Below are 18,423 nucleotides of genomic sequence, written 5' to 3'. Positions count from 1 at the left end.
ACACCACCTCAGCAGTGAAGCGAACTCCAGCGAAGTTGGAGAGGACGGAGCGTGCCGTGGTATCGTTATTGGAAGGCAATTGGAAGCAAAAACCGAGTGGTTGAAGCCGTTGATCCGCATCGTTCCACAACGATCTGGCGACACCGAACCAATCACGAACACCGAAAGCGCCCCAACCCATCCGAAGGAGCAGCCGAGGAACGAAAGCAAAACGCAAAGGAGCCACCCGCTTCGTTGACGTGCGCCCGTGATCTGGACAGCGGGCTTGATCAACAACTGCTAGCTTTGGTGCGCTTCGCGACCAAAGCTAACTTGAGGGTTTCAACAACTGCTAGCTTTGGTGCGCTTCGCGACCAAAGCTAACTTGAAGGTTTCAACAACTGCTAGCTTTGGTGCGCTTCGCGACCAAAGCTAACTTGAAGGTTAGGGCTTGGTAACGCGGAAGACTTTCATCAACGGGGCTAGCTCATCATCCCAAATTTGCTTCTTATTCTCTACTTTGTTGAGAATCTTTTCCCGAATGAGCCAAGGATTGATTGTGAATGTGTCACGATCAATTCGCACTAGTTCCGGCTGCTCACCAGTCATCCCCCAGTGGTATTTGTCGCTGATCTTGGGCATGCCCTGATGAGCCAACCCGTTCCGCCAGCACGTCCAAAACTCGTAGGCGTCATCTGCGCTAATTCCAAGGTCCTTCCCCATTTGATTGAAGACCTTGTGCCCTTGAGAAAACTTCTCGTCTTTGCAGATCTGGCCAGTCTTCTTCAAATACTTCTCGTAGAGAAAAAGGCATACACTCAGACAGACAAATGCCTGATGTCCATCCATCCTTCTTAGAGGCTCGATGAACCAGACCTCGATCAACTCCTTCTTGGACGCTGGTGCTGCCGCGGCGTCGGGCGAAGTCCACTGAGAACCACCGGTGGAAAAGGATTCCGGTGGGCATATTCCTGTGTAGTTGGGTTCCTTTGTCATTTTCATGCCCTAACAGAGGGTGAATGTGATGTGTTGAAGAATAATATCACCCTATATGCTTCAAATTTGAAGATTTTTAGAGAGCTGATCCGATTTGGCATGCAAAAGAATACGGATATTTGGGTGCTATGCTTCGATAATGGCGGTTTTCGCCAAAATGGAGGGGTTATTCAACTCGAACAATATCAGCGTCTTTTGATCGTGTCCGCAGTTTCCACGCTCCACAGGATGGCCATCCCTCCATTCTCAGCATCATGACCAGGTTCTTTGCCCTTGTCTTCAAGCCGTCGGCACCGGCGGCACACCCGGCCCATGCCCGGCGTCGCGAATGATACGTGCGGCTTGATAGGCGGCAATCAACTCCGGACCACCAGCAACTAAACGAAAGCGTTTTATCAATCGATCCATTCCTGCAAGCGTCAGATTGGCCTGGCGAAACAACGGCGGCAACGTCTGGGTTTGCGCTTTGCGCTGCGCGATCGCCACACTCGGGGCGACCACCAGCGCCGCATAGTCATCCGTCTCTTTTTGCAGCGCCACCAGGTCGGCAGCCGCCAAACCATAATCCGTATCCAGCGTCGTCGCGTCGGCAGCCACCGCCACGACCGTAAGGTTTTACTAATCGGGTGAGTGCTTTGCGGTCGAGTTGATCCAAGATCAAAATAGCCCCGCCCCTATCAATGTTGGCCGATGACACATCGGCTCTCCCAGTGAACCACCGTGCTCTGCCCTCAGCTCCCTGCCACCATCCCATTTTTTGGCCGATGACACATCGGCACTCCCAGTGAACCTTACTTTCCTGCTACCACGCGTTCTGCCACCCGCAGGCCGTCGACTGCTGCGGAGACGATCCCTCCTGCGTAACCTGCGCCTTCGCCCGCAGGGAAAAAATTCGCCACGCCTTCACACTCGAGCGTGTCGGCATTGCGCGGAATCCGCACGGGCGACGAACTCCTCGTCTCCATTCCCGTCATCACGGCCTCGGCCAGATGAAAACCTCGCACCTGTTCCTCCACCATCGGAACCGCTTCCTTCAAAGTCCTCGCCACGATTTCCGGCAGCACCTCACGCAAATCCGTCCACTTCACTCCCGGCTCATAGGAAGCCTTCACCCGACCTGGACCCGTGCTTGCCCGACCCATCAAAAAGTCCCCCAGCAACTGAGCTGGCGCATGATAGTTCCCCCCGCCCAGTTCGAACGCCTTCCGCTCCAGCGCCCGCTGAAACTCAATCCCCCGCAACGGTGAATCCCCCGGAAAATCCTCCGGCTTGATCTCCACCATGAACCCGGCGTTCGCGTTCGACTCCGCCCTCGCATAGCTGCTCATCCCGTTCGTCACCACCATGTTGGCCTCGGAATTCGACGCTACCACCAGCCCACCTGGACACATGCAAAAACTATACGCCGTCCGACCCGTGCCACAGTGCGCCACAAACTTGTAAGCCGCCGCCCCCAACAACGGATGTCCCGCCGACCGACCAAACAAAGCCCGGTCCATCAACCCCTGTGGATGCTCAATCCGCACCCCCACACTGAACGGCTTGGCCTCAAACGGCACCCCGCTCTTGTGCAACGCCTCAAACGTGTCCCGCGAACTATGCCCAATCGCAAAGATGAACCGCTCCCCCTCAATGACCTCCCCCGTTTGCGTCACCACCGCCCGCATCGTCCCCTTTTCCAGCACCACATCCGCCACCCGAGTCTCAAACCGCACCTCCCCACCCAGCGAAATGATCTCCTCACGAATCGTCCGCACCACCTTGATCAGCCGATCCGTCCCGATGTGCGGCCGGCTTTTCAACAAAATATCCTCCGGCGCCCCCGCCTTCACCATCTCCTTCAAGATCCACGGAATCCGGTGCTCCCGATCGCGAATCTGCGTATACAATTTTCCATCCGAAAAAGTCCCCGCCCCGCCCTCGCCAAACTGCACGTTGGAATTCGGATCAAAATCGAGTCCGCGCCGCCAAAATCCCGTCACATCCCGCGCCCTCGGCCCCGCCGCCTTGCCGCGCTCCAATAGCAAAGGTTTCATCCCTTCGCGCGCCAGCAACAGTGCCGCAAACAACCCACACGGACCCGCCCCCACCACCACCACCTTCTCCACCTTGCCCGCCGCTGAGCCATTCCCATTTCTCGACACTCCAAGATAACTTTCATCCTTCTCCCGCTCCACCCGACCGTTCTTGCTCGAACGCTTCAACAGCTTCCCTTCATCGTGAACTTTGACCGCCAGCGTGTAGCAAAACTGCACATCATTGCGCTTCCGCGCATCCACCGCCCGCTGCTTCACCCGCACGTCCTCCAGCTTCTCGATCTTCACCCCAAGCAACCCCGCCACCGCTCGGCGCAGTTCCTCTTCAGAATGATTCACCGACAATCGTAGCTGGCTGATCTGCAACATAATATAAAAATATAAAACTCCTTAACACAACAATATCCCACCTCCAAACACCTATCCCAAGCCTGTCATCATTCGTGTAAATTCGTGTCCATTTGCTTCACTACGTTCATCCCTGCGGGACAGCCTTTGGCTGGCTATCTCGTTTCACTCGGTTGTGGTTAAAAAAATCCCTCTCATCGAGCATCAAACACCCCCTTCCCCAACAATTCACGCAACTTTCATGCCCGCTTCACGCATCATTCAAACACGCGCCCCAGCTTGGATCGTCAACCCAACGATCCCATGCAAACAACATCATCCCTGCTAACCACCATCCTGCTCTGCCTCACGGCATCCACTCTCTTCGCCAACTCAATCCCCCAACCCCATCCCCTCGGCGAGAATCATCCCGACCATTCACTCCCACCCCAGTTTGAGATCATCGGCAACAACCCCAATCTCGATGCCCTTCCCCTCAAATCCACCAAGGTAAAAGCCACCATCTCCGGCATCATCGCCAGCGTCACCGTCGAACAGACCTACACCAACACCGGCACCACCCCCATCGAAGCCATCTACCGCTTCCCCGCCTCCACCCGCGCCGCCGTCCACGGCGTCGACATGCAAATCGGACCACGCCTCATCAAGGCCAAGATCCAGGAAAAACAACAAGCCAAAGCCACCTTCGAAAAAGCCAAGGCCGAAAACAAAACCGCCAGTCTTCTCGAGCAGCATCGCCCCAACGTCTTCCAGATGAGCGTCGCCAACATCCTCCCCGGCGACGAGGTGCGCGTTTTCCTGCACTACAGCGAAAAACTCAACGCCACCGAACGTGTCTACGAGTTCCACTACCCTACGGTCGTCGGACCGCGCTACACCAGCCCCACCAGCTCGGGCAAATCCGCAACCGAAACCTGGACCCAAAACCCCCACCTCGCCGAAGGCCAAAACAGCCCCAGCACCTTCCAGCTCGACCTAACCCTCAACGCCGGTCTCCCCGTCCAATCCGTCGTCTCCCCCACCCACCAACCCCACATCATCTTCTCTGACAAAACCCACGCCAGCCTGACCCTTCCTGCTTCGACCGACCACGCCAATCGAGACTTCGTTCTCCACTACCAGTTGGCCCAACAACAAGTCGCCAGTGGCCTTCTGCTTCATCAAGGCAACGGCAGTCCCGAAGACCACGAAAACTTCTTCCTGCTCAACGTTCAGCCTCCCGCCCGCATCGAATCCTCGCACCTCAGCCCGCGCGACTACCTCTTCATCATCGACGTCAGCGGCAGCATGCACGGATTCCCCATCGACACCGCCAAAACCCTTTTGCGCGACCTCATCAACGGCATGCAGCCCACTGATCACTTCAACGTCGTGCTCTTCGCCGGAAGCAACAAGGCCCTCTCCCAAACGCCCCTTCCCGCCAACCAGGAGAACCTCAAACACGCCCTCAACCTGCTCGACAACATCCGCGCCTTTGGCAGCACCGAGCTTCTTCCCGCCCTGAAACTCGCCTTCGACCTCCCCCGCACTGAAGGCCGCTCCCGCAATCTCGTCCTCATCACCGACGGATTCGTCAGCATCGAAAAAGAAGCCTTCCAACTCGTCAGCGAAAACCTCGGCCAGACGAACTTCTTCGCCTTCGGCATCGGCTCTTCCGTCAATCGCTGGCTCATCGAAGGTCTCGCCCACGCCGGACAAGGCGAACCCTTCATCGTCCTCAACCCCAACGACGCCCCCGCCACCGCCAAACGATTCCACGACTACATCAAAGCCCCCGTCCTCACCGACATCGAAGTCACCTACGAAGGTTTCGCCACCCATCAAATCCAGCCCACCTGCATCCCCGACCTCTTTGCCGAACGCCCCCTTCAGATCATTGGCAAATGGAAAGACCAGCCCCAGGGCCGAATCACCGTTCGCGGCAAAAACGGCAATGCCCCCTACCAAGCCAGCTTCGATGTCGCAGCCGAAGCCAGCAAAGCCCTCACCAACCCCGCCCTCCGACCCCTCTGGGCCCACGACCGCATCCGCGAACTCAGCATCGCCTCCCAACTCAACAACCCCGGTGAAACCCAGCAGGAAATCACCACCCTCGGCCTCACCTATCATTTGCTCACCGAACACACTTCCTTCGTCGGTGTCGATGAAACCCCGCGCGAAATCCTCGCCCAACTCAACACCGTCACCCAACCCCTCCCGCTTCCCCAAGGTGTCAGCAACCACGCCCTCCCCGCCGGTTCCCCCGCCGTCGCCATCTCGACCACCACCGCCACGAGCACTGGCAAATCCTGCTCCGTTCCCGAACCAGGAGTCGTCAGCCTCCTCATCCTCGCCGCCGCCTCCCTCGCCCTCCATCGCCAGCGCCGCCTTTCAAAGTCCGACCACCAGTAACCCGCTGCCAAACCCCCATTTTCATCTTCCTCCATCGCTCCATGCCCTCATCTCGATCCTTATTAAGGCTCCTCGCCCTCCTGCTTTTCTCCTTTGCCACCTACCCCACTCTTCTGTGGTATTTCCGACGCAGCACCGATCAATCCGACGAACCCCTCGGCCTCATTGCCCTCGCCACCGCCCTGTTCTTCATCCTCCGCCAGCTTCCCCACCTACGCATCAACACCCCCGTCCTCTTCATCGGCAGTCTCTTCCTGCTCCTCGTCCGCGCCCTTCCCGGCCATCTCCCGCCGATGATCATGGCCGCCACCCTCATCACCGTCGCGCTCACCTCCCTCTTCATTCCCGCCTCCAAATCCGGCATCACCGCCCTCCTCATCCTAAGCCTCCCGCTCATCGCCTCCTTCGACTTCTACCTCGGCTACCCTATGCGCCTCGCCGCCGCCGAGATCGCCCACCAACTCCTCCACCACCTCACCCCCTTCGAAGTCCAGCGTCAAGGCGTCGTCCTCACCTATCAAAATCAGATCATCGGTGTCGATCCCCCCTGTTCCGGCATTCGCATGTTGTGGACCACCCTCTTCGTTGCCGCCACCCTCGCAACCCTGCGCCGACTCCCCATCTTCTCCACCCTCATCCTCCTCAGCAGCGCCGTCCTTCTGGTCATCCTTGGCAACAGCCTTCGCGCCGCCATCCTCTTCTTTCCCGAATCCAAAATCGTCCACCTGCCTCATTGGACCCACGAAGCCACCGGACTTCTCATCCAGGCCGCCCTCCTCTTCTTCCTTCATCAAATAGGAAGTCGTTGTCGTTCCGACCGCAAAATCCCCATTCTCATGTCCCCCAAAAAGCTCATCCCCATCACCGCCATCATTCTCGCCGCCCCTCTCATCGCATACGCTTCATCTTCTCGACCTTCTGCTCCAACATCCTTCGCGCCTTTTCCCTCCACCTTCAACGGCATCCCACTGACTTGTCTCCCCTTGTCCGATCGCGAAACCAACTTCCTCAAAAATTTCCCCGGCACCATTGCCCGCTTTCAATGCGGTCCCGACGAAATCATCCTCCGTCAAGTCACCAAACCCACCCGACTTCTCCACCCCAGCGCCGACTGTTTCCGCGCCAGCGGTTTTACCCTCAAGCCCCTCCCGTTGTTCCGAGACCCGGATCATCAACTCTGGTCTCATCACCAAGCCACCTTCAACGGCAGACATTACCACCTCAAAGAACGCATCATCAACGCCGACGCCACCCAGTCTCAAACTGACATTTCCGCCTGGTATTGGAACGCCCTCGCCAAACCTCAGTCCGGCCCCTGGCTCGCCATCACCCAACTGGAGCTCATCCCGTGATCAACTACGGTCAGCCGCCCGGCACCAGACTTCCAACCTCCTCCGTGGTCAGATGGCGCCATGCCCCCTTCGTCAATTCACCGAGACCCAGACTCCCGACCTTCACCCGCACCAAACGCAAAACCTCCAATCCATGAGCCTCGCAAAGCCGACGCAAATGCCGGTTGCGCCCTTCATCCAGGGTGAACTCCACCCATGAGTTCTTCGGGCCGTGTCGCAACAGATTAACCGCACGGGCCACCAATCTTTCACCACCATTCTCCACCGGTTGACGCAACCGTTGAAGCTGATCCGCATCCAACACCCGGTCCACCTGCACATGGTAAACCTTCTCCACATGAGTCAACGGTGAAGTAATCGACTCCGCCCAGCCGGTATCATTGGTAAACAGCAGCAACCCCTCACTGGCCTTGTCAAGTCGCCCGACGGGAGCAAGATGGACCTCCGCAAAACTCCCCGCAAAACACTCAAACACCGTTGATCTGCCCTGCTCATCGGAAGCGCTGGTGACGAGACCTCTCGGTTTGTTGAGCATCACATAAACGGGTTTCGCTGCCGTCACGGGAACGCCGTCGACCTGAATCTGATCACGCTCGCCCTTGATCGCGAACTCTGGATCACGACGCACGACCCCATTGACTCGAATCCGACCTGCTCGCGCAAGATCTCCCGCCGCCCGCCTTGAGCAGAAACCAAGTTTTGAGAGCGTTCGAGCCAGACCAGACACCGGCGGACCATGACCGGAATTTGCTCCTGGGGCAACCAACCGATCCGCCCAGTGAAAGATAAAAAACCATAATCCCCATAAATATATTCTTGTAATTATAGTGAATTCATTCACTATGGTCGAACAATCCACACAACATTCGATGATCACCCGCACTCACCCTTCACGAATTCAGGCTACCCCCTTTTCCTCGGTCTCGAAATCCCATTCCTTCGGATCGGTCAAAGTAAAACGCGCTACCAAAAACTTCGGCTTCCAGATTCAGACCGAACTCACCTCCGATCTGCCCGAGTTGACCTTCGCCCTCACCGCCGCCAGCGCCCCATCTGCCGGTCAGTTTGCCATCCACATTAACTTCAACACCGGCGAGATCACTGATGCTGCCAACCAAACCGGCGTCATGGGTTGCCTGCATCAGCGTCCGTCATCCCTGTCGCATCGCCGCCAACCTCTGGTGCTGCGCTGGTTCGTTGAACATCATGGCGGTGCCCTGATTCCCCGACTCGAAATCGGCGATGAAGAATGGCTTTACCCAGCCGTGCGCTTCTCCCCCGACTGCGAATATGTCGCGACCGCGTCCACCAACCCCAGCATGCAACTTTCGCAAGCCTACGTCTGGTGCCAGGATTACCTTGGCAAATGAATCCGGGGTTTTTTACGAATCGGTGATTTTTCCCTCGCTTTTCTTAAATTATGACGGACTCTGACCATCTGGCGACGGCGCCTGTCAGATTCAAGGCATGGTAGATCATCAAGTGAGTGTTAGTATTCGGTGGTGATTTTGAGACCCGACAGTCGGGAACAGTCTCGGAACAGCAGTTAGCTACGCAATCACACACTATGAATACCAAAATGTATGTCGGGAACCTTTCCTTTGACACCACCGAAGCAGATCTCCGCGAACTTTTCAGCCAACACGGCGGCGTTACCGAAGTTTTCCTTCCTACCGATCGTGAAAGCGGCCGCCCACGTGGCTTCGCTTTCGTCACCGTCGACAGCGTCGAAGGCATGAACGCAGCCATCAATGGCCTCAACGGCCAGTCCTTCCTTGGCCGTAACCTCACCATCAACGAGGCCCGCCCTCGTGAAGAACGTCCTGCCTACGGCGGCGGTGGTGGTGGTGGCCGTGGCGACAGCCGCGGTGATCGCGGTGGTCGGAATGACCGTGGCGATCGCGGTGGTCGTTCCAACCGCTATTAATTGACCCGCGCTGGGCGATTTAATTTCACCCATCTTTTTAAACGGAACTCCGCTGGGGTTCCGTTTTTTTTGCCCCTTTCCTGTCCATCGCGACACTGAAGAGCGCTTGCAACATCACCTTTGCCAAAATAAAAGGAATCCAATTCCTTGAGGCTGGGCGAATGAGCAGTGCTTGTGCTAAAACGCATTCAATCAGACCAGACGATACCTACCCTCCTCCGTTTCCAATTTTCTTCACAACCTATGAAATTGACACCATCCCCGCTAATTTTATCGCTGGCCGCCTTGTTGCTCGGCCCGGCTGTTTCCAACGCGAACCCCGACGCCATGGGTGCCGTGGACGCCATGGGTGCCGACTCCACCGTCCCGATTCAGGCCGGCAGCACCCGCGCTTCTGAAATGATGATCCCACCCGACATCGCTGGCTACGGCGTGGGCAAACCCAGCCTGTCATTCGACTACACCCTGTCCGACACCATGGACTTTGAAGACGGCAGCGACGGCCTCGACATGCAGAGCTTCCGCGCCCGCATCCCATTGTTCGGCACCTCTTCCGGCGACTACCGCTTTTCGATCTCCTCCCGTTACGACTTTACCCGCTTCGAAACCGACGCCATCGGCAGCCGCGACCTGCATGAATTCAACCTTAGTTTCCAGTTCGCCTACATTCCTGACGAAATGCAACCCGGCTGGCTCGGATTCATCCGCCTCCAGCCATCCCTCGGCATGGAATCCGGCGCAGACATCAGTGATGCCCTCGAAGGCACCATCATCGGCCTCATCGGATACAAGTTCAGCCCCACCTTTGCCGCCGCCTTGGGCACCTATGCCAGCTATGCCTACGAAGACGTCTCGGTGTATCCCGCCATCGGCTTTATCTGGCGTCCCTCCGACTCGACCTATGTCCAGATCACTCCTCCATTGATCAACCTCGCCTGGCGTTTTGCGCCAAAATGGACCGTGTTCGTCAACACCTACCCTTCCGGCAACAAATGGCAGCTTGATGACGATGGCAGCGACAGCGAAGCCCGGGTCCTCAACCTCGGCATGTTCCGCGCCAGCGCCGGTGTGCAATACGCCCTTAGTGACAACGTCCGGCTCAGCGTCCGCGGTGGTGTTAACTTCCTCACCGACCTTGAAGTTCGCGACGAAGACCAGCGAGTGCTTTCCGAAGACGATCTCGACTCCGCGCCGTTCGGGGCCGCCACCCTCACCTGGGTGTTTTAATTAGTTGGGCTTACGATCGCTCAACGCCGGGAATTGCTGACGCCATGTCAGCAAGGCCTGCCGGTCAAGCCAAACCTCCGTCACGCCCGGTCCGCTGCCGGCATGCACCACCTGCTGCCCCAGCGGATCGAAAACCACACTGCCGCCGACGTATTCGGCATTGGGGTCCGATCCACAGCGATTCACCCCAATCACAAAAGCCTGATTTTCAATCGCGCGAGCCTGCAGCAAAACCTCCCAATGCCTCTGTCGGCGCGCAGGCCAGCTGGCAATCACCACCAGCACCTCGGCCCCTAAATCGATGGCCTTCCTGAAATGCTCCGGGAACCGCAAATCATAGCACACCAAAGGCGCAACCTTGAAGCCCTCAAAATCAAACACCCTCACCTCGTCCCCCGCCAAGTAGACATCGTGCTCCCCGCCCGGCGTGAACATTTGTTGTTTGGCATAACGCAGCATTTCGCCGCCATCAGCCGACACCACCAGCGCCTCATTGCGCGCCCTGCCATCCCCGTGCCGCGTCACCACCCCTGCCACCACCACGCACTGCCATTTCACCGCAAGCTCTTTGATGAAGGCCTCATCCTCCCGCGAATCCCCCTGCGCCGTGCAATCCACGTTCATGCTGAACCCCGTTGCAAACATCTCCGGCAGGATCAGCATCGAGCCCGCTTCCGGCATAACCTTCTCCACCATCTCGCGAACCTGGGCATGATTGGCGCTGCGATCCTCCCACAGCATGCTGAATTGAATCAAATACGCATTCATACGGTCAAAGTTCCCCGCTTGCACCGCAGACGGTCATCACCCCGTCGCGACAGGCTCATCAAAATCAAGTCAATCTAATAAAAATCACGTCCAAGGCAAAAGGGTTGCGCGAAACCATTTCTACGCTTCCATTGAGCCAGGGCGTCTCATTCGCCATCCTCTCTCACATGAAAATTTTCCCAGCCCCGTCATGGATGCCGCATTGCAGCGGCTTGTTGTTTGCTCTGTTCGCCAGCATCGCCACCGCTCAAAACAGTGCCGGTGTCGAAAAATTTGATCCCAACAACTTCCCCGGATTCGTCATGGAAGAGGTGGTGGTTCCCGTCCCCAGCGAAATCTTCTCCGTGCTCGACAAACTCGGCGAACCCAACTGGAAGGACGAAGTCAACGAACTGATCATCCCCAACACCTCCAACCGCACCGAACTTTCCCTCATCTTTGGCCTCATCGTGGCGGAAGGATTTGTTGCCGTCCAGGCCCAGGACAAACAAGCCATTGAAGACATTGGTCGCGAAGTCATCAACGTCGCCAGAAAGCTTGGCCTCGAAAAACCCGTCAGCCGACACGCCAAGAGCATCACCGATGCCGTCCAGCAGGACGACTGGAAAGGCGTTCGCCGTGAGTTCGACCAAACCCAGGCCACGGTTCGCGCCGAAATGCAACGCATGAAAGACAGCGACCTCGCCCAGTGCGTCAGCCTCGGTGGCTGGCTTCGCGGCACCGCTTCCGTCACCTCCGTCATTTCCAAAAACTACAGCGCCGACCGCTCCGAATTGCTCAACCAGCCAAACCTCGTTGAGCATTTCATCAACTCAGTTACGCGCATGCCCCAGACCACCAAAAACAATCAGCTCATCACCGCCATCTCCCAAGGCCTTACCAAAATTCGCAGCGACATGAACGTCCCTCGCGGAGTGTTCTCGCTCGAGAAGACCAACAGCATCCGCAAAACCAGCGACGATCTTCTGGCCCTCATTCTCAAAACCAAGGCCAATTAGGCTGACAGTTCACTCGTTCTTCGTATCCCGTCATCTCGTAAGCTATCAAGCATCGCAGCCTCCCCAGCGAGCCATGAAAAAAGCCTTCCTCAAACCTTTACTGCTCTGCTGCACCCTGTGGCTCGCCACCGTCCATCTGGCGCAAGCCACCGTGGATGAAGCCTACGACCACACCATGGAGGCCGCCATGCCCTATGTTGAAAAAGGCTATACCGTGCGGCAGGACTACTGGAATGGCGAAGTTGAGTCTGGCCAGAAACTTGCCCTCCGCCACCAGCTTTTCAAAGGCAACGATTACGTGTTCTGGCTTGGCACCGCCAATGAGGACTGCAAAATCGAGATTTCCGTCTTCGACTCCAAAGGCCAGCCCGTCCACATGGAACGCGAAGAAAGCGACTTCACCAGCACGGTGCGCGTCAATCCCCCCAACACCGGCACCTACACCATCGTGTTCAGCGTCACCAGCAAGAAGGACCGCGGCGTCACTTGGGCGATTTCCTACGGTTATCGTTGAGTCGATGACCTCTTCAGGACCTCGTTCGACTTTCACATGGGTCGTCCGAGTTCAATACAATTCAAAGAAAAGGTTCGTCCCTTGAGTTGAATGGATTCTAGACACCACATCAGGACTGTCTTTCAATCGCAAGGAGCAACCAGGGTTCAATTGTTCCACCACGCACCACCCACTTTCCGTGTCTACCGCCACCTTTAATTACGAAAGCCCCCAGTTCCTTCAAGACCTGCTCGGCAAACAACAGAGCCACCTGCGCGCCCTCGGCACCGCCCTCGACCTGAAGACCACCACCCGCGACGGATGGATCAAACTCGACGGCAGCGAAGCTTCCATTGCCAGCGCCAAGGCTGTGCTCGGCGAAGTGGAAAAGCTGCGCCGCGACGGCAGCGAGATCACTCCCGCGCTGTTCAACCTGCTCCTCAAAAACGCCAGTTCTCCCTGGACCGAAAATCCGGCCGAAAACATCCTGTCGCTCAAGTTGCTCGGCACCGCCCGCAAACCCGCCGTGCTTGCCAAAACGCGTGGTCAGTTGGAATACCTCAAAGCCATGCGCGACAACGAAGTCGTCTTCGGCGTCGGACCCGCCGGAACCGGCAAGACCTTTCTGGCCATGGCCCAGGCGCTGCAAGCCCTGCGCGACAAAACCGTTCAACGCATCGTCCTCACCCGACCCGCCGTTGAAGCCGGTGAGGCGCTCGGATTCCTCCCCGGCGACCTCAACGAGAAGATCTTCCCTTACCTCCGTCCTCTCTACGATGCCTTGTTCGAGATGATGGAAAACGATGAAGCCGAACGCCTCATCGAACGCAAAATCGTCGAGATCGCCCCCCTCGCCTACATGCGCGGTCGAACCTTGAAAAACTCCTTCGTCATCCTCGACGAATCCCAAAACACCACCACCGAGCAGATGTTCATGTTCCTCACCCGTCTGGGTGAAGGTTCCCGCTGCGTCGTCACCGGCGATCCTTCTCAGGTCGACCTCCGACGCGGCATGCGCTCCGGCCTTGCCGAAGCCGTGCAGATCCTCGGCAAGGTCGAAGGGATTCAATTTGTGAAATTTGATCCCTCCGACGTCGTCCGTCTCCCCGTGGTGCAACGCATCATCGAAGCCTATCGTGAGCATCGCGGCACCGGCGAATCCGACAGTGCCCAAAAATAGATTCGATCGACATCGACTCGTCGTAGTCAGCATCGATTCGTGACATCCGCAGCCGGAAATGCGCATCATTCCCGATGAGATGCCCGGGAGCTCCCGCGCGTCCGCCCCATCTTTCCTGACGTAATCTGTCATCGCTCGGTGTTCATAAAATCATCAAATCCCATTACTCCGGTATGAAATGAAATTAGGAACCACTTGTCATTACCCTCACCAGCCAGTAGTCTAACTGGGCATTTGCCATTTATGTTCGATTTCATTAAAAGGGCGCGACTGACGCGCCGCGGCATGTCCTGCGGGAAAACCCGCCGCAAACACTTGCAGAGCGAGACTTGGGAAACGCTTCTCACTCATCCGCTGATCAGTCTGGCCGTCTTCGTCACCTCCTGCCTTGGATCCATCATCCTGTTGCAGGCCCTCTCCACCAGCCTCGACATTCCTTTCCGCGCCGTGGACGCCGTCTACGTCGCCGCCATCTACCTCATCGCCGGTCTTAGCTGGCACCTCGGCATCTCGTCAACCCTGCGCACCAACAGCAACTCGCTGCTCGTCTTTTTTGTCATCACGCTGCATCTGGTCGGAATCGGCATCGCCCTCGGGTATGGCCGATCCCGCGGCTGGGATACCAGTTTCAGCCTGCTGCTTGCTCCACATGCCCTCGCTCCCGTGCTGCTGGCCATGCTCGTCGGACGCCGCATCGGATTTTACGCCACCACCTACGCCACCCTGCTCGGAGCTACGCTGGTTGACGGACCTTACATCCTGCCATTCATCGCCACCAGCATGGGCATCGGCTTCACGGGCATCTTCGTCACCCAAAAAATCCGTCGACGCAGCCGTCTTCTGACTGCCGGCGTCTACATCGGCATCACCGCCAGCGTCTTCATGGTCGCTTTCGGTCAGGCCGTTGTCGCCTTCCAAGGGGAAAACGCCTTCTTCCGCCTCGCCACCCCCATGCTGGTCGGACTCGGCACCACCATGCTCGCCGGTGCCATCCTGCCTGCGCTTGAAAACCTCTTCCGCGTCACCACCGACGTCTCCTGGCTCGAACTCGCCGACCTCAACCATCCGTTGATGAAGCGTCTCAGCATCGAAGCCCCTGGCACCTATCACCACTGCCTCGTTGTCGCCAACCTTGCCGACGCCGCTGCCGAAACCATCGGTGCCAACGCCACCATGTGTCGCGTGTGCAGTTATTTCCATGACATCGGCAAGCTCACCAAGCCCGAGTATTTCATCGAAAACATGGACCCCGAGGACAATCCGCACGATGACCTCACCGCCCGCATGAGCGCCCTTGTTCTCATCGCCCACGTCAAAGACGGCATCGACCTCGCCATCAAGAATCACCTCAACCGTCGCATCATCGACGTCATCGAACAGCATCACGGCAACTCCCTCGTCTATTATTTCTACCGTCGCGCCCTCGACCAAAAAAACGAAATCATTCGCCTCGTCGAACAAGACAAAGCGCGCGAAGACGACGTTCCCGATGTCACCGAAGACGGCTTCCGCTACCCCGGCCCCCGCCCGCAATGTCGCGAAACCGCCATCATCAGCCTTGCCGACGCCGTTGAAAGTGCCTCCCGCACCCTCGCCAAACCCACCCCCAACCGCGTCGAGCAGCTCGTTGAAGACATCGTCCGCAACCGTCTCCTCGACCACCAGCTCGACGAATGCGATCTCACCCTCGCCGAGCTCACCGAAGTCAAAGCCAGCTTTGTCAAAACCCTCCTCAGCATGATGCACAACCGCGTGCGTTATCCCAAAGAATCCCCTGAGGAGACTAAAAAAGCCACCGCCCAGCTTGAGCGCTCCGAGCGTCCTCATACCCACCAAACTCATACCGGCAAGACCGAGAGAGAAAAACCTGAGGCCGCCAAACCCGCCGACGCCGCTTGAAGTTGAAGGTGAAGTCCCATTCGCCCCAACCCCGGCTGTCACTCCACGCTCATTATCGCGGTCAGCCCCTGCATCTGGCCCACTGGCGTAAGCTCGCCAAAGCCGCCCTAGCCCCCTGCCTTGCCCAGCTCAAGTTCCCCGAGGCTCCCCTGGCAACCCTCGAAGAAATCGAGATCAGTCTCATCAGCGATCCCGCCATCGCTGACGTTCACGCCCAGTTCCTCGACGATCCCACGCCCACCGACGTCATCACCTTTCATCACGGCGAGATCCTGATCAGTCTCGACACCGCAGCCCGACAAGCCCAGGAGCACAGTCACCCCTACGAACGCGAAGTCGCCCTTTACCTCATCCACGGCCTCCTCCATCTCGCCGGTTGGAACGACATCGATCCCGAAGAACGCCGTCAGATGCACCAGCACCAAAACCGCATTCTCGATAACCTCTGGTCAGAGTAAATTGAAGGCCAGGGACCGCCGTCTCTAAACCATCTCCAGCACCAGCCCCGCTGCCTGCTGCGACAAACCCGTCGCCGCCACCACCGCCAGTGAATGCTCGCCGCTGCCCAGTGCCTCACAAGCCATCACGGTTTGCCAGCCACTCGTCACGCCAAATCCTTCGCCTAAAATCTTCCGCACCGACGCCCTCGAACCCGTCCAGTCCGCCCAGACGCTCGACTCCGCCAATTCCAGCCCCGCCGCCGCTTTGCCCAATCCATCACACAACAAACCATCCGCCACCACCAATAGATCTTCGCGCACTCGACGCGTCGCCTCCATCGCGGACATCCGATTCCCATAACTCCAAGTCCGGCTGCACTTTTTGATCGCAATCCCTTTCTCAGCCCGCTCAACAAACACTGCCGCAGCGCCCTCTGCCGCCACCGCTGTCCGACCAAACAATCGCAACGCCTCATCCGACAACCAATCCCGCTCCTCTCCCGCAATCACCAGGCATCCATCCACCAAATCATCTTCCATCCACTGCGTCGCCAGTTCAATTGCCGATACAAACTGCGCTGAATCTCCGACCAGTGTGTAATTCATCTCCGTCGACAGCAGCAACGCCGAAATGTGACTCGAAGGTGCATTGTAAACTGTCTCAGGAAAAAAGATCGGACTCGCCAACGATGGCTCCTTCAACACCTCCGCATAAAACTTCCGACTGAACTGCACACACCCGTTCATCGTGCAAAAGATCACCCCCACCTTCATCTCCCCCTTCTGCACCCGCGCCAGACGCTCAATCCCCAACGCCTCCACCGCCGCATGCAGCGAATAACGCGCCACCATCGTGGTCCGCCGCATCCGCGAAAACTTCATCCAATCCTGCATCGATGGCATTGGCGGCACTTCCCGAATTCTCACCATCGGTGCCCCGCCCTCGCGTTGCTGTTCCTTCACCGGCAACGGCTCACCCGCCTGCACTGCCTCATACAAACTCGCCGCCGACCATCCCGCTGGCGACACCGCGCCCCATCCTGTGATGCAAAATTGCTCATTCTCGTTCATGGCAACCTCCTCATGACAAGGGTGGCATTCGCTCCACCAAACCCAAAGGAGTTGGTCAGCACACAATCCAATTCCGCATCGCGCGGCTCCCGCACCAGATCAAACGTGCAAACCGGATCCAGCGTCCGGATCGTCGTCGTAGGCGGCACAAACCCCTCGTTCAACGCCAGCAAACAAATCACCGCCTCCACCGCCCCCGCCCCGCCAAGCAAGTGCCCAATCGATGCCTTCGTGCTGCTCACCATCACCTTCGGCGTCCAATCGCCTGCCCAACGCTGAATCGCCATTCCTTCCGCCACATCATTCAACGGCGTCCCGGTGCCATGGGAATTGATATACTGCACCTCACGCGCCGTCACCCCCGCCTCTTCGCATGCCATGTTCATGCTGCGCAACGCCGCATCCCCCTGGGGCTGCGGTTGCGTCAGGTGATGCAAATCCGTGCTCGATCCATACCCCACCACCTCCGCCAAAATCGTCGCCCCGCGTGCCACCGCGTCCTCATACCGCTCCAGTGTCACCAATCCCGCCCCTTCTCCCAACGCCAAACCATCCCGCTGCGCATCAAACGGCCTCGGCGTCGTCGTGCTCAAAGCCTGCAACGCATCAAATCCCGCAAACACCATCTGCGCCAGCGCATCATATCCCCCGGCCAACGCTCTCCTTGCCCGCCCCTTCTTGATCCATCGAAACGCATCCCCAATCGCATTCGCCCCACTCGCACACGCATTGGTGATGATCGAAATCTGACCCTGCATGCCCAGCGCATCCGCCAGAAACCGACCCTGCGTCGAAGGCTGATACAAAATGACATTCTCCATCAACCCCCGCTGCCGTGTCGGCTCCTCCACCTTCTGCTGATAATAATCCTCCCCGATCGCCATCGCCCCCGCGCTCGTCCCCAGACAAATCGATACCGGCTCCTCCGCCAGCATCTCCTCCGTCCAGCCGCTCTGCTTCAACGCCTCCGACCCCGCATAAATCAACAACTTCGACGCCCGATCCAAGCGACTCAACTGACGCTCCGTCAGCTGGTTCTCCGGCAGCGGCGCATCAAACACCACCTCACCCGCCCGTTGCACCCGTTGCCGCGACGCATCAAACACGGTGATCTCCCGCAGCGCCTGCCTGCCTTCGCGAAAGCCATCCGCATTCGCCCTCCAGCCTGTTCCCATCGAGGTGATGATCCCCGCGCCAGTAATCACCACCCGATATTCGCGGCGGTCGGAAGGTGAGTTTTCATTGGAGAGCGATGACATTACAAATGAACAGGGCATTTTATATGGCGGGCAGCCACGCCCTTGCAACCACTCTTTGC

General features: G+C 57.9%; 17 protein-coding genes. 10 read left to right on the top strand and 7 right to left on the bottom strand.

All coding sequences use genetic code 11. The annotated features are described in order from the left end of the window. Positions 1-423 precede the first annotated feature (423 nt). The 3 genes from FEM03_RS22230 to FEM03_RS22220 all read right to left on the bottom strand — a co-directional run bounded on the left by FEM03_RS22230 (position 424) and on the right by FEM03_RS22220 (position 3,380). Positions 424-981: a hypothetical protein gene (locus tag FEM03_RS22230; RefSeq protein WP_138088516.1), complete on the bottom strand. Its 558-nt coding sequence runs from the start codon at positions 979-981 to the stop codon at positions 424-426. Between the two features lie 273 nt (positions 982-1,254). Then, positions 1,255-1,578 (bottom strand): hypothetical protein, encoded by a 324-nt coding sequence (locus FEM03_RS22225; protein ID WP_138088515.1) that lies wholly within the window; start codon positions 1,576-1,578, stop codon positions 1,255-1,257. 188 nt (positions 1,579-1,766) lie between these two features. Then, positions 1,767-3,380 (bottom strand): NAD(P)/FAD-dependent oxidoreductase, encoded by a 1,614-nt coding sequence (locus FEM03_RS22220; RefSeq protein WP_138088514.1) that lies wholly within the window; start codon positions 3,378-3,380, stop codon positions 1,767-1,769. 282 nt (positions 3,381-3,662) lie between these two features. Between FEM03_RS22220 and FEM03_RS22215 the strand changes: the two genes are divergently transcribed. Together FEM03_RS22215 and FEM03_RS22210 are read left to right on the top strand one after the other, a co-directional pair. Beyond that, the gene (locus FEM03_RS22215) at positions 3,663-5,750 is read left to right on the top strand and encodes a VIT and vWA domain-containing protein (protein ID WP_138088513.1); all 2,088 of its coding nucleotides are present in this window, start codon (positions 3,663-3,665) and stop codon (positions 5,748-5,750) included. A 41-nt stretch (positions 5,751-5,791) separates the two neighbouring features. Further along, positions 5,792-7,102, top strand: a complete 1,311-nt coding sequence (locus FEM03_RS22210; protein ID WP_138088512.1) for an exosortase/archaeosortase family protein — start codon at positions 5,792-5,794, stop codon at positions 7,100-7,102. Between the two features lie 10 nt (positions 7,103-7,112). On the opposite strand, the gene FEM03_RS22205 is transcribed toward FEM03_RS22210, so the two are convergent. Continuing rightward, positions 7,113-7,829 carry a pseudouridine synthase gene (locus FEM03_RS22205; RefSeq protein ID WP_206171110.1) on the bottom strand — a complete coding sequence of 239 codons (717 nt, stop codon included), beginning with the start codon at positions 7,827-7,829 and terminating at the stop codon, positions 7,113-7,115. Between the two features lie 142 nt (positions 7,830-7,971). Between FEM03_RS22205 and FEM03_RS22200 the strand changes: the two genes are divergently transcribed. The 3 genes from FEM03_RS22200 to FEM03_RS22190 all read left to right on the top strand — a co-directional run bounded on the left by FEM03_RS22200 (position 7,972) and on the right by FEM03_RS22190 (position 10,256). Further along, positions 7,972-8,472 carry a hypothetical protein gene (locus FEM03_RS22200; RefSeq protein ID WP_138088511.1) on the top strand — a complete coding sequence of 167 codons (501 nt, stop codon included), beginning with the start codon at positions 7,972-7,974 and terminating at the stop codon, positions 8,470-8,472. A 197-nt stretch (positions 8,473-8,669) separates the two neighbouring features. Continuing rightward, positions 8,670-9,029, top strand: coding sequence for an RNA recognition motif domain-containing protein (locus tag FEM03_RS22195; RefSeq protein ID WP_138088510.1), 360 nt, complete (start codon positions 8,670-8,672; stop codon positions 9,027-9,029). A 243-nt stretch (positions 9,030-9,272) separates the two neighbouring features. Beyond that, positions 9,273-10,256: a hypothetical protein gene (locus tag FEM03_RS22190; RefSeq protein WP_138088509.1), complete on the top strand. Its 984-nt coding sequence runs from the start codon at positions 9,273-9,275 to the stop codon at positions 10,254-10,256. Here the strand turns inward: FEM03_RS22190 and FEM03_RS22185 are convergent, their stop codons facing one another. Further along, a complete protein-coding gene (locus FEM03_RS22185) occupies positions 10,257-11,024 on the bottom strand; it encodes a nitrilase-related carbon-nitrogen hydrolase (protein WP_138088508.1) in 768 nt (255 codons plus the stop codon). It abuts the gene before it with no gap. A gap of 167 nt (positions 11,025-11,191) precedes the next feature. Here FEM03_RS22185 and FEM03_RS22180 point away from each other — a divergent pair, with 167 nt between their 5' ends. The 5 genes from FEM03_RS22180 to ybeY all read left to right on the top strand — a co-directional run bounded on the left by FEM03_RS22180 (position 11,192) and on the right by ybeY (position 16,052). Beyond that, the gene (locus FEM03_RS22180) at positions 11,192-12,022 is read left to right on the top strand and encodes a hypothetical protein (RefSeq protein ID WP_138088507.1); all 831 of its coding nucleotides are present in this window, start codon (positions 11,192-11,194) and stop codon (positions 12,020-12,022) included. A 73-nt stretch (positions 12,023-12,095) separates the two neighbouring features. Further along, positions 12,096-12,536 carry a hypothetical protein gene (locus FEM03_RS22175; RefSeq protein ID WP_138088506.1) on the top strand — a complete coding sequence of 147 codons (441 nt, stop codon included), beginning with the start codon at positions 12,096-12,098 and terminating at the stop codon, positions 12,534-12,536. 178 nt (positions 12,537-12,714) lie between these two features. Continuing rightward, positions 12,715-13,695, top strand: a complete 981-nt coding sequence (locus FEM03_RS22170; protein ID WP_138088505.1) for a PhoH family protein — start codon at positions 12,715-12,717, stop codon at positions 13,693-13,695. A gap of 243 nt (positions 13,696-13,938) precedes the next feature. After that, the gene (locus tag FEM03_RS22165; RefSeq protein ID WP_138088504.1) at positions 13,939-15,594 is read left to right on the top strand and encodes an HD family phosphohydrolase; all 1,656 of its coding nucleotides are present in this window, start codon (positions 13,939-13,941) and stop codon (positions 15,592-15,594) included. 8 nt (positions 15,595-15,602) lie between these two features. Beyond that, complete coding sequence (gene ybeY, locus FEM03_RS22160; protein ID WP_166443064.1) at positions 15,603-16,052, top strand: rRNA maturation RNase YbeY; 450 nt, start codon at positions 15,603-15,605, stop codon at positions 16,050-16,052. 24 nt (positions 16,053-16,076) lie between these two features. Here the strand turns inward: ybeY and FEM03_RS22155 are convergent, their stop codons facing one another. Beyond that, entirely contained in the window at positions 16,077-17,105 is a 1,029-nt protein-coding gene (locus tag FEM03_RS22155; RefSeq protein WP_138088502.1) for a beta-ketoacyl-[acyl-carrier-protein] synthase family protein, read from the bottom strand. After that, positions 17,102-18,364 (bottom strand): beta-ketoacyl-[acyl-carrier-protein] synthase family protein, encoded by a 1,263-nt coding sequence (locus tag FEM03_RS22150; RefSeq protein ID WP_138088501.1) that lies wholly within the window; start codon positions 18,362-18,364, stop codon positions 17,102-17,104. Before FEM03_RS22150 ends, FEM03_RS22155 begins: the two co-directional genes overlap by 4 nt. Positions 18,365-18,423 lie beyond the last annotated feature (59 nt).

The sequence above is a fragment of the Phragmitibacter flavus genome (assembly GCF_005780165.1).
Lineage (GTDB): Bacteria > Verrucomicrobiota > Verrucomicrobiia > Verrucomicrobiales > Verrucomicrobiaceae > Phragmitibacter > Phragmitibacter flavus.
This window is presented reverse-complemented; position numbering and strand designations above follow the sequence as displayed.

Excerpts from the sequence above, each read along its gene's own strand:
- FEM03_RS22230 (WP_138088516.1), bottom strand. The coding sequence starts at position 981 with ATGAAAATGACAAAGGAACCCAACTACACAGGAATATGCCCACCGGAA.
- FEM03_RS22220 (WP_138088514.1), bottom strand. The coding sequence starts at position 3,380 with ATGTTGCAGATCAGCCAGCTACGATTGTCGGTGAATCATTCTGAAGAG.
- FEM03_RS22215 (WP_138088513.1), top strand. The coding sequence starts at position 3,663 with ATGCAAACAACATCATCCCTGCTAACCACCATCCTGCTCTGCCTCACG.
- FEM03_RS22210 (WP_138088512.1), top strand. The coding sequence starts at position 5,792 with ATGCCCTCATCTCGATCCTTATTAAGGCTCCTCGCCCTCCTGCTTTTC.
- FEM03_RS22200 (WP_138088511.1), top strand. The coding sequence starts at position 7,972 with ATGATCACCCGCACTCACCCTTCACGAATTCAGGCTACCCCCTTTTCC.
- FEM03_RS22195 (WP_138088510.1), top strand. The coding sequence starts at position 8,670 with ATGAATACCAAAATGTATGTCGGGAACCTTTCCTTTGACACCACCGAA.
- FEM03_RS22190 (WP_138088509.1), top strand. The coding sequence starts at position 9,273 with ATGAAATTGACACCATCCCCGCTAATTTTATCGCTGGCCGCCTTGTTG.
- FEM03_RS22185 (WP_138088508.1), bottom strand. The coding sequence starts at position 11,024 with ATGAATGCGTATTTGATTCAATTCAGCATGCTGTGGGAGGATCGCAGC.
- FEM03_RS22180 (WP_138088507.1), top strand. The coding sequence starts at position 11,192 with ATGAAAATTTTCCCAGCCCCGTCATGGATGCCGCATTGCAGCGGCTTG.
- FEM03_RS22175 (WP_138088506.1), top strand. The coding sequence starts at position 12,096 with ATGAAAAAAGCCTTCCTCAAACCTTTACTGCTCTGCTGCACCCTGTGG.
- FEM03_RS22165 (WP_138088504.1), top strand. The coding sequence starts at position 13,939 with ATGTTCGATTTCATTAAAAGGGCGCGACTGACGCGCCGCGGCATGTCC.
- FEM03_RS22155 (WP_138088502.1), bottom strand. The coding sequence starts at position 17,105 with ATGAACGAGAATGAGCAATTTTGCATCACAGGATGGGGCGCGGTGTCG.
- FEM03_RS22150 (WP_138088501.1), bottom strand. The coding sequence starts at position 18,364 with ATGTCATCGCTCTCCAATGAAAACTCACCTTCCGACCGCCGCGAATAT.